The sequence below is a fragment of the Lactobacillus sp. M0396 genome (assembly GCF_016101625.1).
GTDB classification, from domain to species: Bacteria; Bacillota; Bacilli; order Lactobacillales; family Lactobacillaceae; genus Lactobacillus; species Lactobacillus huangpiensis.
In genome coordinates this window covers 151,587-166,515 of record NZ_JACFQE010000005.1, presented here as the reverse complement: position 1 = coordinate 166,515, position 14,929 = coordinate 151,587, and the positions used below count along the sequence as shown (strand labels likewise).

The window sequence follows — 14,929 nt, the reverse complement described above, 5'->3', positions numbered from 1 at the left end:
TTATCCCTACTTCTCCAAATAGTTTTCTCTTATTTTTTCCTGCATCTGTTCATCAATTCCTAATTGTTTATCAATATAAGAATCAATATCGCCATAATTTTCATTGATTGTAATCAAGCTCGTATCAATATACGCATTTGCTACTGAACCTAAAATACGCATGTTAGCACGAAACTTATCATTTTCTCCGGCTCTTTTAAATTGTTCATCACGAACCTTGCGGTAATCGTTGAGCATCAAGTTCGAATAAAGATAATCCTGCCGAATCGTCTCTAAATCTACTCCTAAAATGTAAAGCAATATTACAGTTACTAATCCTGTTCTGTCTTTACCTTCCGAACAATGGTATAAAACTGAGCCGTGAGTCGTTTTAGCAATTAAACTGACAATTTGGTGAATACTATTCTGAGCAAATTTATTGCTGACATGATCATGATATCTCTGACACATCGTATAGAAACCAGCATATTGATTATGGCGATATTGCTCAAATTCTATACTCATATCCAGTCCGTTGCCACCAGTGTTGTCATCGACTGACAATGGAAATTCATAATGGTCAACACTTGGTATATTTTGATCAGGATTAGCCTTGCACTCAGCCGGGGAACGTAAATCGATAATTTTAGTCAAGCCATAATCAAGTAAAAATTTTTCATCTTTTGGAATTATTTTACTTATGTTGCCTGTACGCAATAAGCGATGACTTTTAATTTTGTGGCCACCAAAGCCAATATAGCCACCCAAGTCACGGGGATTTCGCACAGATTTTACAGGTAAAACGACAGGTTCAGTCATGCCAACTTCCTTTCACATCAAAAATAACCGGATAGGATGCTCCTATCCGGTTATTTTACTCTCTGCCAGTTAAACTGGCAAAAGTTTATTTATGTGCTTGCTCAACAAACTTGAAGAAGTTATCCATCATGCCATCTAACTGCTTAATAGTTGCTTCATCAGTCAACTCACCAGTTTCTTTGTTAAACTTATCTGGAGCTTGACCAATCAAAACTTCGTTTCCTGGCAAAACATTTGCACTCATATCAGGTGAAAGCAAAATTTCACGCATATCTTCTTGAGCACGACCAGTACCTTGTGAACCATAAGATGCACCAGCAACAGCAACTGGCTTCATCTTCATAACATTAGGACCTGCATGTGAACCTAACCATTCAAGACTGCTCTTTAAAGCAGCAGGAATAGTATGATCATATTCAGGGGTAGTGATTACTATGCCATCAGCACTCTTAATGTCTTCAATCCAGGCCTTAATAGTGTCATCAGCCATTTCTGTTCTGCAGAAAGGAGTCAATTTATCGACTTCTTTTACTTCAATATCTGCTTTATCACTATAACGCTTAGCAATAAATTGTGCTAAAAAACGATTATATGAAAAAGATGCATTTGTACCAACAATTGCTAATATTTTCATTCTCGGCCCTCCTACTTAGTTACTTGTGCGTACCAACTATCAACTTCATCGAAAAATTGACCTAAGAATTTAACGGTTGACTCATCTTTCAAGTCACCATTATCATCAAACTGTGTTGGTGCAACACCCATCATGAATTCATCACCGTTAAAGACCTTAGCGCCAAAGCCTGGTGCAGTCAACAAACTCTTCAAACGACTTTGTGAACGAGAACCACCTTGTGGCATTGGTGAAGTTGAAACAATAGCAACAGGCTTGCCCTTAAATGGGTGAGTTACACAGGATAACCACTCAAGTGCACTACTCAAAGCACTAGTAACAGAGTGTTGTTGCTCAGGAGAGCCGATTAAAACCAAATCAGCGTCTTCAATTTCTTTAGTCAAGGTTTGGATTGCTTCAGGAGCATCTTCACCCTCTTTAAACATTGGCAACCCTTTAACAGTTGCAAACTTAAAATCATACTTGTCGGCAAAATGCTTAGAAATAAATTTAAGCAATGCCTCATTAAATGAATTATTGGCATTTGAGCCAGATAATGCAAGGATTTTCATAAAAACCACCTTTCAGGAAACTAATTTCTGTACTAATTATAGCATATCCGTACCTTTTTAACATGTTTCTGCTTTCAGGTAGTTTTAATAATTTAATACCTGCATGCTACCAATAAATCCTTTAATAATAATGGATTAGGTTTATTTTTTGCTTTTGACTTCATTAGTATCAAATAATGAAATCTTATTTGTTTTGCTTAGCCAATCATTTAAGATTGCGTCGTTAATCTGGGCTGTTAAAACATTTATAATTTGTGTTTGCGAAAATGTTGCAATTTTATTAACTATTAATGATGCAATACCACTGGTAGTAATCCAGTTAGCAATAACGACACTTCTAATTCTATCTTCGGAATAATTACTATCTGGATATTGCTCCTTAAATTTTTCAATACCAAAATTAATTAATGTATCGGCTATAATTTTACTACCAAATTTACCGTCAACAAACATCGCCCTGAAAAGATTTTCTTCTTCCTTAGCAAAATCAATATACGATAAATCCATATCAATCAATGGTTTACCAGTGTAACTTTTTTGTAAAATATTATTCTTTAAGTTGTCCGCAATTTTACGCAAAACCTCTTTGCGTAAATCTTCCATACTATTAAACTCAAGATACAACGGTTGAGTAGAAAAATGACCAGCCTTAGCAATATTGCGAGCAGTTAAACTCCCAATACCATCTTTAACAACCATTTTGTAGGCAATACTTAATATCTTATTTTTTCCTATTTCTTTTTTTCTAGCCATTTTGGTTTTTCCTTGATTAACTTTAAACGTACTATTTATAAACCAGTTTTCTAGAGACAGTATTACTACTATCAAAACTTCATTTAGACAAATATTTGAAATGAGTCAATTAATCTCCATAATTTAAAAACTCATCATAATAAGTCGAAACCATGCCATTCACTTCTTCTTTGCTTAAGCCTTGCGCAGCACAATAGGAAAAGAAAGCAGCGGAAAGAATATAGCCTCGCTCAGAATCGTCTGTTAAATTGTCTGAGAAAGTCATATTAATACTATGGTTTTGGTAATCGGTTGATAACTTAATCGATTTATCTTCGGGGATATCATTCATTGCTTTACCTCTACATGAATAGCTTTACTCAGTTATATAGTATACTCGTACCGATAATAAATAAAATAAAAATTATACCAAACTGAAGCATATACTCAAAAAATACCTTTTTGTTATTTTAGCAAAGAAATCATTATTTCCTAGTAATTTACTCAAGCAGTTAAAAAACAATTTAATAATTCTACTTTTAATTACATTTGTAATCTTACTATAAAAAATAACATCATCTTTTCACTAATAAGAATAGTAAATTTAAAAGTACTTTGTCAAGGGCAAAGTACTTTTTTCTAACACAAAAGAATTAAGGATTTTCTGTAAAATTTAAACTTTTTAAAAATAATTTTAATTAATAACATTATTAATATTAAACTAAAATTATTACAAATAATAAAATTACTACCAGCTTAAAAGATTAATTGATTTCTCGCTTTTAATCAAAATGATTTTCATGGTTATTTTTTATATTGTTATTTTTATTTGTTAAATTTAATAACTAAATTTCTTGCTTTATTTTTCCATCCATCATCTCATAAATATGGTCTGCATATTGCTTTAATCTTGGATCATGCGTTACCAACAAAACCGCCTTATTATAATTTTTCGCCAGTTTTTTAAACAATTGCCCTACTTCTGCCACATTTTCACTGTCAAGTGAAGCAGTAGGCTCATCAGCCAGCAAAATTTGAGGATTAGCATAAAGTGCACGAGCAATTGCTGCCCGTTGCTGCTGACCGCCCGATAATTCACTCGGATATTTATCAAGTAAAGAGCTGATACCAAGCTGCTTTAATAATTCCTGTAATTTTTCTTGACTGATATTGCTTTTTTTCTTTACCTTATTAACCAGTTCGAACTGCTCTCTAATTTTTAAAAAAGGAACTAAATTATAAGCCTGCAATACAAAACCCAGCTGCGTTAGTCGTAAATGATCACTTGCTTTTGCTGAAATACGTGCAATATTTTGACCGTCAACAATAACTTCTCCTGTAGTTGGTTTTTGCAAAGAACCAGCTATTGTTAAAAAGGTGCTTTTACCTGCTCCTGAAGGGCCCATAATTAAAACCACTTCACCTAAGTTAGCTTTAAAATTGATATTTTTAAGAGCAACAACTTGTGCAGCTTCAGTACCATAAACTTTTTGAACATTTTTTAATTCGATAATTGCCATATTATTCACCTATTGCCTGTGCCGGATCTACTTTTAAAATTGATCTGATTGGAATTAAGCTGCCGATAATTGCCGTTAACAGCAAACCTACTGTACCGGTCAGAATGATTCTTGGCGTGAAGCTGATGGGAACTGCGGCCGGTAAAACCTTAACTGTCACAAACATTGCTGCCAAGCCAATGACTAATCCAGCAAGGACTAATATAATTGCCTGGCTAACGGTTGCTTTTACTAAAGTGCTGCTGGGAATCCCCTGAGCACGCATGACCGCATAGTTATGCATTTTTTGCATTGTTAAAATGTATAGGAAAACTGCGATTATAATTAACGAAATAATGTATAAAAATCCAATCATCAATTCAAAAGTCATATTTTGCGCTGTATATCCTGGAAGTTTTTTAATAAATTGGTCAATGGGATACGTTTTGCTATCTTTATAATTATACTTGTAGTTATGATTACGAGAAATTAGAGCTGAAGCCTCTAAAGTTGGCATCCCTTGCCGCAATTTTTTCCAAGACTCCAATGTCCCGTAAATAATTGGAGCAATATTAATTTTCGCATTTTTAACAAAACCTATAATCTTGTACTTTCTGCTTGAGCCGTTAAGTGCAAGCTTGTCGCCCAATTTGTACCCTTTGGTTTCAAACGCCTGGTCAACAGCCACCTCATAATTCTTTTTTGCTTTTCTACCCGCAATAAGTTCCTGATCATGATAAATAAACTGCTTCTTTTTAACTCCAATAAATTGTGCTGAAATTTGGGGACGCCCGGCTTTCTTAACTACCACTGGAATTTGGCCCAATAAAGCTTCATCTTTAGATAGTGTTGCTTTTTTTAAATCAGTTTTTGTTAGAAATGACTGACTCATGCTTACGTTAGCATTTTTATTTAAGACTACTTTTTGAGCATCCCAAGATTCAAGTGCCTGCGTATTTTCACTGGCCAAGCCAGTTGCCAGTGCTGATAAGACAAATATCAGATAACTAATCAAAAAAATCATTAAGATTATTAACCCATAACGTAGTTTCTCTCTTTTTATTTCTTTAATTGCTAAAAACATTAGTTCTTTCCTTTGTTTAACAGTTCCAAGCTCGCTTTAAAACGAGTCATAATTGCCTTTTTTTGAACTGGATTTGTTAATACTAAGCGAATGGTGGCATGACTGAGCACCATTGCACTCCAATTCTGCGGATCTAATCCAGCTAGTATTTTTGGTGTAAAAGGATGACTAGGTGAACTTTCATTATACAAGATATGCATTTTTATTAATCCGGCATATGTACTTGCCTGCATTTCTTCAATAAAATGAACAACATTGTCATAATATTGTTGTGCATCAAACTGCGCTTTTATTTTTATGGGCAAATGAATACTTTTTAGAGCTAATTCATACATATAATGGTATGCATCTTCTAAATCAACAAAATATTTGTAAAAAGCCCCGCGTGCGATGCCCGTTTCTTTCACTATTCGCGCTACTTGCGCTTTTGCCAAAGGATAGATGCTAAATTCTTTTAACAACGCACTTTCAATTTTTTTCTTTTTGCCGGCAGGCAAGTTAATAAAAGTTGACTTAGCCATTTTCCTAATCATCTCCTTTTGTCATAAGTGACATTGTGTCACTTTATAAAAATAATAGTTCATTTATTTTTAGTCGTCAATTATAATGCTCGAATAATTGTTTTCAAAAAAAAGCCTCTTCAATGAGACTTAGTACGCTATTCAAAAGTTAAAATACGGTTATAATAATTTACTCGGGGAATACCATTAAGATAGGAAATTTTTGCTAAAGCACAATTATCCATGGTTTCAAAATACTTCATGTCACCATGCGTAAAATAGTGGGCAAACATCATTCTAATTAAAGTACCATGGCAAAATACAAGCACTTTTTTAGTCAAATAATTCTTTTTCATATCATCTAAAAAACTGCCGCACCTTCTATCCAGAGTTGCAAAAGATTCGCCACTTGGTGCATATTTAATATAGTCAGCTGCAGCCTTGCCCCAAGGATCAATGGCATCAGGATATTTTTGCCCCAGCTCTGAAAGGAAATGACCATCCCATTCGCCAAAATTAATTTCCGTTAGCCTTTTATCAATTTTTATTTCTTTTTGTCCTTTAGTAAAAATTTCAGCGGTTGTCAAAGATCTCTTTAAAGGACTTGAAAAAACTACATCAAATCCCGAAGGATCGAAATTCGCAGCAGCTCTTTCAGCACATGCACGACCAGTCTCATCTAAATCATGATCAAAAACCGAACCTTGAATACGACCGGTTTTATTTAAATCTGTCTGACCGTGGCGAACAAAAACAATTTGCATAATAACCTCACATTTCTATATCTTAATTTTTAGCGCCGTTTAAAATCGAACTTTGTCCTGAAAACATAAGTGTCATCAGTACTAACTTTCGGCTCAAACACAAAACCAAAATCATGAAAGCCCTGCAGTTGCTCCGGTTCAGTTAATTGATTTTCAGCAATATAGCGCACCATTTCTCCACGAGCCATCTTGGCATGCACCCCAACTGTTTTCCATTGACCGTTTTTCGTTTCTTGAAAATCAACAGTAATCATCTGCCTGCCATTCTTAACGTATGGAGTAACATTGCGAGAATATTCTTTAGAAGCCAAATTAATGAGTATCTGATCTTCATCAAAAAGATTGTCCGCAATTGTCGTGCCCCAAAATCGGTATAAATTAGGCTGTTTAAACCCCTTTACCTTGTTTTTCATTTCCAATCTGTATGGCCACACGCCATCAAAAGGTCGCAAAACACCGTACAGACCTGATAATATACGGACATTCTCTTGCAAATAAGACAGAGCGGGTTTAGTGAACAGGTCGGGAGCCATATATTGATACTGAATGCCAGAATAGGAAATAATCGCAGGAGTTAAGCCAGCTTTTTGACTCAAGTTTAGAGTTTGAATTTGTCTTTGACCTTCTTTAGTTGTACGATCACTAGATTGCCAAATTTTTTGTAATTCGTTAAAACTGCATTTTTTTAGAAAAGCAGCTAATTCTTGAGCTTGAGCTAAAAATTGTGGGTGCGTCCTTGCAGAAAAAGAGTCATTATCAACTGTCATTTTCATTGCCGGTGAAATAATAATTTTCATCTTTATCACCTTTTGGGTTAAACTTATTAATAATATCTACTGAAGGAGAGAAATCAATGAATCCTGATTTTGCCATCGTATTAAATTTTAAACTAAAAAGTACAAAAGATGTAGACGCTGATTTTTTAGTTAAAACTGCTCGCAATATAGGAGCCCGGGCTGTCAGCGTTGACGCTCATCAAACAGATTTTAAAAAAGCTTGTGCAAAATATACTATTGCTTTGGTCGATGCAGAAACTATCCAAGAAAGTTGTGATTTAGTCCCAGCAGATGCAGTTGCAAAACTTGTAGCCAATCGTAAAGATGGGCAAAATACGATAATTAATATTCCGGTCACAGATAATGGTAAGTTGCCTTCTGAAACTGAAGAAATGCTTAAGCAAATCAACAACTGGATGCATCTTTTTGGCCATGCTTTTAATGAAAGCGAACCCTGCGCGCTTAAAATTAGCAATGTAGAAGACAATAACGGTTTCGTACTCCAGAATAGGCACATGCCTTATCAAAAATATATTTTTATCAAGCAGCCACTGCCAGAAACACTAAAAATTCTGGGTCTGTCCGACAATCCTAATCGTATCGAAATGATTGAGAATAGGACTGAGCTGGATTTCACTTTTGCTGATGACGAATTGAGCATAAACTTAGATGGTGTGCCTGAAAGTGATTTTACATGGCAGCTAATTCGAATTCAAGAGCACCGGCCAGAAGACGATATTAAAGAAACTAAATATTAGCACTCAATAACAATTTCAACTTAAAAACTGATAGATCTTGTTAAATTTATGTCACTTGAATAAAAATTCAAGTGACATTATCATACAAAGACTTATCAGTTTTTTTTATGATTCAGTTTTTAATTTTTACCGTTGACCATAATAAGCATTCGGACCATGTTTACGGTAGTAATGTTTATCCAGCAAATACTGCGGTAATTCTGAATTCTGATGGGTTAACTCTAAAGTATGAAAGTCTTCTTCCGCCACTACTTCCAATACTTTGGCATTATAAACTGCCTTAGCCGCATTTTCACCCCAAGCAAACGGACCATGTTGACTGACTAAAGCTGCTGGCGTAGCTTCATAATCAAGATTACGCTCTTTAAAGGTACGGACAATTGTCTTACCAGTATTGCCTTCATAATCCTCTTCTATTTCTGCCTTAGTCAATGCATCAGCAGCCGGCACAGCTGTATAAAAGGTGTCTGCATGAGTTGTGTTTAGTGCAGGAATATCCATTTTTGCAGCCGCAAATGAAACTGCCCAAGGTGAATGGGTGTGTACAATCCCACCAATTTTAGGAAAATGATTATACAAATAAGTATGGGTTGGTGTGTCTGATGAAGGATTTTTGTCTCCTTCAACTACTTCACCTTTTAGATTAATAACTACCAGGTCTTCCGGCTTCAACTTTTCATAAGGTACACCTGAAGGCTTAATTACAAATAAACCTTGTTCTCTATCTATTCCTGAAACATTGCCCCAAGTAAAAGTTACTAAATCCAACTTAGGTAATGACATGTTGGCCTCATATACTTCTTCTTTCAATTTTTCCAACATTTTACTTCTCCTTTAATTTAGACTTTCTTGAGTAATACCAACACGATCAAAAATATCATCAAAAAATGCCTTGGCTGCTTTTACTTCTTCAAGCGCATTTTCATCACCATTATCTCCAGACCACATTTCAATAGTAAAACTGCCATTGTAGTCTAATCTGACTAGAGTACGGAGCAAGCCGGTAAAATCAACACAACCTTGACCAAAAGGTACGTTTTTAAACTGACCCTTAAAAGTTGGTGTAACTTTCTTACTATCCTTTAGATGAATTGCACAGATAGTATCAATGTATTTTTCAAGTTGCGCCGGCACATCATTTTCAGGCCATGCGCTCAAATTGCCTAAGTCAGGATATGCCTGTAGCCACGGGCTTTTAACTAAATCATGATAATGAGCAATCTTAGGCAGGCTATTAATAAAAGGATCATCCATAGTTTCAATTGACAGCATAATATTTTTCTTTGCAGCCATATGGACGCATTTAATCAGATTTTCAACGTAATATTCTCTCGAAATCACAGTCTTTTTTTCATAATAAACATCGTAGCCAGCCATTTGAATATTGTGAATGCCCAAATCAACACAAAGATCAATTGCTTTTTGCATCATTACCAAAGATTTCTTACGAATTGCCGGATCAGCTGAACCTAAGGGGAAGCGTCGGTGACCCGATAGCATTAAGTTATTTATCCTGGTATTTGTCTCCCACATTAAATTACGAATTTCACTTCTCTGGTCTCGTGTCCAATCTAGGCGTGCTATACGTTCATCGCTTTCGTCAACTGAAAATTCTAAAAAATTAAAGCCCAAGTCATGTGTTAATTCAAAAGTTTCTCGCCAAGACAAGTTCTGAGGCAAAGCTTTTTCATAGATTCCTAAAGCATTAACTGTCATTGTTCTCTCCTTATATTTATTAAAAAAGGGAAAATGAACGTTCGCTCACTTATCCCCTTTTTTAGTATTTAATTAACCCCAAATTCTGTTGATTTCGTCTTTAAACTGTTTGGCAACAGCGTGTGGGTCATCTGCTTCTCTGATAGCACGACCAGCGATAAAGGTATAAACTGGAACTCCCTTAAACAACTTTAAAATTTCTGGATGAACGCCACCGGTAACTGAAACCTTAAAGCCCATATTGATCAGATTTTTGACATTTTCAACGTCCTGCTCCGACCATTTTTGGCCAGCAAACTTTGCGTCACGACTTTGATGGTAAACTACCTGATGAATGCCATGATCAAGCCATTCTTGCATTCTTTCTTTATTATCCCAGCCTTCATAAAGTTCAACTTGAACTTCAATTTCCTTTTGAGCATTGCTCATAGTAGGGACGGTAGCTGCATTAATACATGTCATCCAGTCAGCACCGGCATCTTTGCATGACTGACCACACTTTGTACCAGCATCAGCACATTTAATATCAGCAAGCAAGATTTTATCTGGTGCCATTGCACGCAAATTTCTTACCGCACTTAAGCCGTCTCTATAAACCAGAATAGTTCCTGCTTCAACAACATCAATTACGTCTTCAACTTTACGTAAAACTTCTATTGCCTGCACTGTATTATCACTGTCTAAAGCTACTTGTAATTTTGGTAAATCCATTATTTTCTCCTATTACTTTTTAAACTTTGTGGGAATGTCAGAATCATTTACTTTGTCTTCAACTTCTTTAGCTGAAATAACATTTTTTATGCCAATGACCTCACCGCCACGCTTTTTAACTTCATCAAACATACTGATAAATGGAACTGAGGTAAAAACTACGTCATAGTTACGCGCAATGCCTTTTGCTTCTGAAATAGAAGTATGATCAGCTTGAGTTACTTGGTAGCCCATCTTTTCCAATGTCTTCTTGACAGTCCGCAGCAGCATCAGGCTTGTTCCTGAACCATTAGCACACGCAGTCAAAATCTTCATATAGAATCGTCCTTTCTGTAGTTATTCTTCTTTATTATTTAATTTCTTCCATGCTGGATAATCTTCAGTGATCATGAAATAACCTTCAGGATCGGCACGGTACTGTAATTGTGGAATAGCTAAAAGCATAATAATGATTACTGCTACACCGATATAGCCGAGATATTTCATGACTACCGTGAAGAATGGCCAAACAGTAGCCCAGTCAAACATGCCGAGGTAGCCACCGTATCTTGCCATACCTACCCAGGTAGCGATTAAAGCTGAACCTGCAACTTGGATTAAGCCGGAAATGAACGGCATAATCATCGCACACTTATAGCCTCCACGATCATTTGAATACAGGCCGATAGCGGCATTGTCAAAGAACAGCGGAATAAATCCGGCTATGACTAAAGTTGGTGAATGGAAAACAAGTAACAAGATAATCATGGTAAATTGGCCTAATGCACCAAACATAAAACCAATAGTTTGTGCATTTTGTGAACCAAAACCTAAGGTGGCAGCAACGTCAATCCCCGGTACAGCTCCTGGCAGCCAGCGATCTGAAATTCCCGTAAATGATTCAGTTAATTCATTAACGAAAGTTCTTACCCCAAGCTGAAGAATTGCCAAGTAAACTGAAAATTGCAGGGCAGTCTGCAAAATGTAGAAAATAAAACTTTGTCCTTTTTGCATAAAGTGAGCCTTGATTAAGTAATCTGGCCCCAGAACTACTAAAATTGCACCGATGAAAATCAACATTAAGATTGAAGTCGATACCATATTGTCATTAAAGATTGACATAAAACTTGGCAGTTTAATGTCTTCAAGTCGTTTGTTTTTACCTTTGCTCTTTTTCACCGAATGTTTTTCAATCATTTCAGAAAGTTTGGCAAAAAAGTAAATACCAAACATCTGCTGGTGAGCAACAGCAAAACCTGCACCATCAGTTAATTCTTGAGTAATACCAACTGTTAAGTTTGAACCCACAGCCCAGTAAAGCCCCAAAATCAAACTCATGATTGCTAAAATTGAAAAGCGATTTAATTTAGGGAAACAGAACAATATTAACCAAAAGGCAGTTGCAGCCTGTTGCACTTGCACATTGCCAGTTGTAAAAACAGCCCGCAGTTTAGTATATTTTGAAAATCTGACCAATAAAATGTTGATAATATAAGCGAATAGCAATAAAAGCATTGTATCCGCAAAGGAACGACCAAACCGTTGCATAATGCCTGCATTAACCGCATTTTGACCAAAGTAAGGGTCAATAATCATCGCACTAAGATGAAAACGATCTTTTAAACCTACCAGAATTGGCCTAAATGTGTTAACCAAACCACCGGAACCGGCAGCTAATATAAAGTAACCAACTGTAGCCTTTAAAAAACCTGACAGAACTTCATACCACTTTTTATGTTCCAATATATAGCCAATGAGAACGATAAAACCAATCATAAATGCTGGTTGATTCAAAACATTAGTGGCAAAGTAGCTCCAAATGGCTAATAAAGCATTTAAAATATTTTGCATTTTTCTTACCTGCTTTTTTCTTTACTCTTATCATGTTTTTGCATGACTTTTTGGTAATCTTGTAAATTCTTCACTTTACGTAGGTCTTCAATCATGCCATCTTCCATCAGCAAGTTGGAGAGGTTAGCAATATTTTTCATATGAGTAGGGTTATCTTTAGCAGCCAGCATAAAGAATAGTTGCGCATCTTTTTCTGGATCATTTGGGTCAAAGGAAACTGCCTTTGGGAATATTGTCAGACCAATACCTGTGCCTAAGACCTCCGAACTATTGGCTTGCGAATGAGGCATTGCTACACCGGGAACAATCACAATATACGGTCCATATTGTTTGACGTCTGCAATTACCTGATCAATATATTTATCCGTGACAAGATTATTTTTCTTCATTATTTCACCGGATATCCTAATGGCTTCCTGCCAATCTTTTGGATGTTTCTGACTGATATTAATCAAGTGATTTTCTAAAAAATGTCTGAGCATGATTTCCTCCTACCAAATTTTTAATGAAAAAGAGAATCATAGTAATTCCGGGAATGGTAAGTCAGGATCATTCTTAAATGCATCATGAAAGCCACGATCGTACATATATTCAAATTTATCTTTATCTTGAGGGAAGTTAAATTCTCCACCGACTTGCCAAATGTAAGGTTTAAACTGATATTGTAAGCGGTTCTTTTTTCTGTTCCACAGAGCCAAGATATCTTTAGGATCGCTGTAGAAGTTAGTCCAAATGTCATAATGCATTGGGATAATAACTTTTGTCTTTAAAGCTTCTGCCATGCGTAAAACTTGTGAATCATCAAGTTTATCCGTAATTCCACGTGGATTTTCGCCATATGCACAAAGGGCTACGTCAACTTTATTTTCGTTACCATGTTTCACAAAAGTGTTAGAATAGTGTGAATCGCCTGAATGGTATAAGTTTCCGCCTGAACTTTCAACAAGATAGTTAACTGCTACTTTGGCCATTTCTATCGGCTTTGTACCAGCCAATTTAACGTTCGGATCATCTTCTGTAACAAGTTCAGTCCGATCAAAAGCTTCTAAAGCCTTGATTGTTACTGAACCAACCTTTACTTCATCTCCCGGTTTAACTACAGTGATTTTTTCTGCGGGAACGCCCCATTCTTCCCATTCATCAGCTACGCCTTGAGGCCCGATAAATTTTGCATTAGGGCAAAACTTATTAACACAAGCTGCTGTATAAATATCCAAATGGTCGTGGTGAGTATGAGTAACACACAGAGCATCTAAATCTTTAATGGCAAATGGATCAATTACGTAAGGTTTATTACGTAAATTAGGTTGTAAATCTTCTCCACCAGTCATTCTCATCATTTGATGTCCTTGACGCATCTTTCCATCGCCATGAGTATGTTTACCAGTACCGTTCCACATGTCAATTGCAATATTTGTACCCTCATGTGTTTTGAGCCAGGTACCCATACAGCCCAACCACCAGATTGCAAACGATTTTTCTGGTACTTTTTTCGTAGCAATTTGTTCATTCAAAAAGGTTCCCCATTCTGGGAAATTATTTTCTGCAAAAACTGCTGGTGTAACATCATTAATATTTGTTGGTTTTGTCATCTTTTCCTCCTACAAACTTTTATCTTGTTTTCATGTTAAATTATATTGTAGTGTGATATCGCTTTCAACCATATTTAATGATAATATTTTATTTTTATGATATTTTTACAAATAATAAGTTATTTTATTGATAAATATCATATTTTATGTTAATTTTTTGGATAAGAAAAATGGATTATGTTAAACGGTGGACTTAAAAATGAAAAATTCATATCAGGAAATCAAGAATAGACGTCAAAAAATTATTAATTTGCTTAATCATCAAAAAAACATCAGCTTGGATGAATTGAGTCAAAAGCTGAATGTTTCAATTATGACTGTTCGCAGAGACTGCAGTAATCTGGCTAATCAAGGTAAAATATTACAAGAAAAAGGCGTAATTTCTTTGGTCAAGCCTGAGGAAGTTCCTTTTACTGATTCCGTCAGCTACATTAAGCAAAGGCTGGGTGAAGAAGCCGCTACTCATATTGAGAAACATAACTGGGTCTTTATCAATTCAAGCACTACTGCTTTTGAAGCAATTCCTTACTTATTAAAAAAAGATGTCAATATTTTAACCAACAATGGCTATGCTGGGAATTTAGATATACGTGCCAGCAACAGTCAAATTATTTTAAGTGGAGGTAACGTTACCCGAAAAATGATTATGAGTGGTGACTTAGCAGTTGAACCCTTTTTAAAAATCTTTGCCGACTGGGCAATTATTGGTTGTGCTGGTTTAAGTCTTGAACGGGGTATTTCAACTCCCTTTATGGAAGAAGCGAAGGTTAACAAAGCTATTATTAAACAATCCCGTAAATTAATAGTGGTTGCTGATTACAGCAAATTTAACCAATTTTCTAATTTTGTAATCGGTCAGGCCAGTGATATAGACTTATTGATTACGGATTCTTTTACGCCAAGAGATACGGTTGAAGGGTTTATAAAAGCTGGTGTGCAAGTTATTCAAATACAGTTATAAGCAAAAAAGCAGGGGTGAAAAGT

The 14,929-nt window shown here is 35.7% G+C and carries 19 protein-coding genes; 2 read left to right on the top strand and 17 right to left on the bottom strand.

The features are described from left to right. Nucleotides 1-6: 6 nt before the first annotated feature. The 10 genes from H3T43_RS07450 to yaaA form a co-directional block, all read right to left on the bottom strand. Nucleotides 7-798 (bottom strand): tyrosine-protein phosphatase, encoded by a 792-nt coding sequence (locus tag H3T43_RS07450; protein WP_198213650.1) that lies wholly within the window; start codon nt 796-798, stop codon nt 7-9. Between the two features lie 85 nt (nt 799-883). Continuing rightward, nucleotides 884-1,432 (bottom strand): NADPH-dependent FMN reductase, encoded by a 549-nt coding sequence (locus tag H3T43_RS07445; RefSeq protein WP_198213648.1) that lies wholly within the window; start codon nt 1,430-1,432, stop codon nt 884-886. An 11-nt stretch (nt 1,433-1,443) separates the two neighbouring features. Further along, on the bottom strand, nt 1,444-1,983 hold the full coding sequence (locus tag H3T43_RS07440; RefSeq protein ID WP_187154894.1) for an NADPH-dependent FMN reductase: 540 nt from the start codon (nt 1,981-1,983) through the stop codon (nt 1,444-1,446). A gap of 141 nt (nt 1,984-2,124) precedes the next feature. Next, nucleotides 2,125-2,736: a TetR/AcrR family transcriptional regulator gene (locus H3T43_RS07435; RefSeq protein WP_198213646.1), complete on the bottom strand. Its 612-nt coding sequence runs from the start codon at nt 2,734-2,736 to the stop codon at nt 2,125-2,127. 109 nt (nt 2,737-2,845) lie between these two features. Further along, the gene (locus H3T43_RS07430; RefSeq protein WP_187154892.1) at nt 2,846-3,067 is read right to left on the bottom strand and encodes a hypothetical protein; all 222 of its coding nucleotides are present in this window, start codon (nt 3,065-3,067) and stop codon (nt 2,846-2,848) included. A gap of 493 nt (nt 3,068-3,560) precedes the next feature. Next, on the bottom strand, nt 3,561-4,235 hold the full coding sequence (locus H3T43_RS07425) for an ABC transporter ATP-binding protein (RefSeq protein WP_198213644.1): 675 nt from the start codon (nt 4,233-4,235) through the stop codon (nt 3,561-3,563). Between the two features lies 1 nt (nt 4,236). Next, nucleotides 4,237-5,298 carry an ABC transporter permease gene (locus tag H3T43_RS07420; RefSeq protein WP_198213642.1) on the bottom strand — a complete coding sequence of 354 codons (1,062 nt, stop codon included), beginning with the start codon at nt 5,296-5,298 and terminating at the stop codon, nt 4,237-4,239. Beyond that, the gene (locus H3T43_RS07415; RefSeq protein ID WP_198213640.1) at nt 5,298-5,819 is read right to left on the bottom strand and encodes a TetR/AcrR family transcriptional regulator; all 522 of its coding nucleotides are present in this window, start codon (nt 5,817-5,819) and stop codon (nt 5,298-5,300) included. The genes H3T43_RS07420 and H3T43_RS07415 overlap by 1 nt, the downstream gene beginning before the upstream one ends. 137 nt (nt 5,820-5,956) lie before the next feature. Beyond that, nucleotides 5,957-6,562, bottom strand: coding sequence for a histidine phosphatase family protein (locus H3T43_RS07410; protein WP_198213638.1), 606 nt, complete (start codon nt 6,560-6,562; stop codon nt 5,957-5,959). 29 nt (nt 6,563-6,591) lie between these two features. Beyond that, nucleotides 6,592-7,359, bottom strand: coding sequence for a peroxide stress protein YaaA (gene yaaA, locus H3T43_RS07405; RefSeq protein WP_198213636.1), 768 nt, complete (start codon nt 7,357-7,359; stop codon nt 6,592-6,594). Between the two features lie 56 nt (nt 7,360-7,415). On the opposite strand from yaaA, the gene H3T43_RS07400 reads away from it, so the two are divergent. Then, nucleotides 7,416-8,096 (top strand): hypothetical protein, encoded by a 681-nt coding sequence (locus H3T43_RS07400; protein WP_198213634.1) that lies wholly within the window; start codon nt 7,416-7,418, stop codon nt 8,094-8,096. 126 nt (nt 8,097-8,222) lie between these two features. Here H3T43_RS07400 and H3T43_RS07395 read toward each other — a convergent pair whose 3' ends face one another. The 7 genes from H3T43_RS07395 to ulaG all read right to left on the bottom strand — a co-directional run bounded on the left by H3T43_RS07395 (nt 8,223) and on the right by ulaG (nt 13,945). Beyond that, nucleotides 8,223-8,918, bottom strand: coding sequence for an L-ribulose-5-phosphate 4-epimerase (locus H3T43_RS07395; RefSeq protein ID WP_198213632.1), 696 nt, complete (start codon nt 8,916-8,918; stop codon nt 8,223-8,225). 12 nt (nt 8,919-8,930) lie between these two features. Continuing rightward, entirely contained in the window at nt 8,931-9,812 is an 882-nt protein-coding gene (locus tag H3T43_RS07390; RefSeq protein ID WP_198213630.1) for an L-ribulose-5-phosphate 3-epimerase, read from the bottom strand. 72 nt (nt 9,813-9,884) lie between these two features. Continuing rightward, nucleotides 9,885-10,523, bottom strand: a complete 639-nt coding sequence (locus H3T43_RS07385) for a 3-keto-L-gulonate-6-phosphate decarboxylase UlaD (RefSeq protein ID WP_198213628.1) — start codon at nt 10,521-10,523, stop codon at nt 9,885-9,887. 12 nt (nt 10,524-10,535) lie between these two features. After that, entirely contained in the window at nt 10,536-10,838 is a 303-nt protein-coding gene (locus tag H3T43_RS07380) for a PTS sugar transporter subunit IIB (protein WP_198213626.1), read from the bottom strand. Nucleotides 10,839-10,859: 21 nt separating this feature from the next. Continuing rightward, nucleotides 10,860-12,353 carry a PTS ascorbate transporter subunit IIC gene (locus H3T43_RS07375; RefSeq protein ID WP_122051871.1) on the bottom strand — a complete coding sequence of 498 codons (1,494 nt, stop codon included), beginning with the start codon at nt 12,351-12,353 and terminating at the stop codon, nt 10,860-10,862. A 5-nt stretch (nt 12,354-12,358) separates the two neighbouring features. Continuing rightward, complete coding sequence (locus H3T43_RS07370; RefSeq protein ID WP_198213624.1) at nt 12,359-12,835, bottom strand: PTS sugar transporter subunit IIA; 477 nt, start codon at nt 12,833-12,835, stop codon at nt 12,359-12,361. Between the two features lie 36 nt (nt 12,836-12,871). Then, nucleotides 12,872-13,945, bottom strand: a complete 1,074-nt coding sequence (gene ulaG / locus H3T43_RS07365; protein WP_198213622.1) for an L-ascorbate 6-phosphate lactonase — start codon at nt 13,943-13,945, stop codon at nt 12,872-12,874. A 199-nt stretch (nt 13,946-14,144) separates the two neighbouring features. Between ulaG and H3T43_RS07360 the strand changes: the two genes are divergently transcribed. After that, nucleotides 14,145-14,906 carry a DeoR/GlpR family DNA-binding transcription regulator gene (locus tag H3T43_RS07360; protein ID WP_198213620.1) on the top strand — a complete coding sequence of 254 codons (762 nt, stop codon included), beginning with the start codon at nt 14,145-14,147 and terminating at the stop codon, nt 14,904-14,906. Nucleotides 14,907-14,929: the final 23 nt, after the last annotated feature.

What these genes read in the sequence shown, in the direction of transcription:
- H3T43_RS07450 (WP_198213650.1), bottom strand. Translation starts at nt 798, where the DNA reads ATGACTGAACCTGTCGTTTTACCTGTAAAATCTGTGCGAAATCCCCGT.
- H3T43_RS07445 (WP_198213648.1), bottom strand. Translation starts at nt 1,432, where the DNA reads ATGAAAATATTAGCAATTGTTGGTACAAATGCATCTTTTTCATATAAT.
- H3T43_RS07440 (WP_187154894.1), bottom strand. Translation starts at nt 1,983, where the DNA reads ATGAAAATCCTTGCATTATCTGGCTCAAATGCCAATAATTCATTTAAT.
- H3T43_RS07435 (WP_198213646.1), bottom strand. Translation starts at nt 2,736, where the DNA reads ATGGCTAGAAAAAAAGAAATAGGAAAAAATAAGATATTAAGTATTGCC.
- H3T43_RS07430 (WP_187154892.1), bottom strand. Translation starts at nt 3,067, where the DNA reads ATGAATGATATCCCCGAAGATAAATCGATTAAGTTATCAACCGATTAC.
- H3T43_RS07425 (WP_198213644.1), bottom strand. Translation starts at nt 4,235, where the DNA reads ATGGCAATTATCGAATTAAAAAATGTTCAAAAAGTTTATGGTACTGAA.
- H3T43_RS07420 (WP_198213642.1), bottom strand. Translation starts at nt 5,298, where the DNA reads ATGTTTTTAGCAATTAAAGAAATAAAAAGAGAGAAACTACGTTATGGG.
- H3T43_RS07415 (WP_198213640.1), bottom strand. Translation starts at nt 5,819, where the DNA reads ATGGCTAAGTCAACTTTTATTAACTTGCCTGCCGGCAAAAAGAAAAAA.
- H3T43_RS07410 (WP_198213638.1), bottom strand. Translation starts at nt 6,562, where the DNA reads ATGCAAATTGTTTTTGTTCGCCACGGTCAGACAGATTTAAATAAAACC.
- yaaA (WP_198213636.1), bottom strand. Translation starts at nt 7,359, where the DNA reads ATGAAAATTATTATTTCACCGGCAATGAAAATGACAGTTGATAATGAC.
- H3T43_RS07400 (WP_198213634.1), top strand. Translation starts at nt 7,416, where the DNA reads ATGAATCCTGATTTTGCCATCGTATTAAATTTTAAACTAAAAAGTACA.
- H3T43_RS07395 (WP_198213632.1), bottom strand. Translation starts at nt 8,918, where the DNA reads ATGTTGGAAAAATTGAAAGAAGAAGTATATGAGGCCAACATGTCATTA.
- H3T43_RS07390 (WP_198213630.1), bottom strand. Translation starts at nt 9,812, where the DNA reads ATGACAGTTAATGCTTTAGGAATCTATGAAAAAGCTTTGCCTCAGAAC.
- H3T43_RS07385 (WP_198213628.1), bottom strand. Translation starts at nt 10,523, where the DNA reads ATGGATTTACCAAAATTACAAGTAGCTTTAGACAGTGATAATACAGTG.
- H3T43_RS07380 (WP_198213626.1), bottom strand. Translation starts at nt 10,838, where the DNA reads ATGAAGATTTTGACTGCGTGTGCTAATGGTTCAGGAACAAGCCTGATG.
- H3T43_RS07375 (WP_122051871.1), bottom strand. Translation starts at nt 12,353, where the DNA reads ATGCAAAATATTTTAAATGCTTTATTAGCCATTTGGAGCTACTTTGCC.
- H3T43_RS07370 (WP_198213624.1), bottom strand. Translation starts at nt 12,835, where the DNA reads ATGCTCAGACATTTTTTAGAAAATCACTTGATTAATATCAGTCAGAAA.
- ulaG (WP_198213622.1), bottom strand. Translation starts at nt 13,945, where the DNA reads ATGACAAAACCAACAAATATTAATGATGTTACACCAGCAGTTTTTGCA.
- H3T43_RS07360 (WP_198213620.1), top strand. Translation starts at nt 14,145, where the DNA reads ATGAAAAATTCATATCAGGAAATCAAGAATAGACGTCAAAAAATTATT.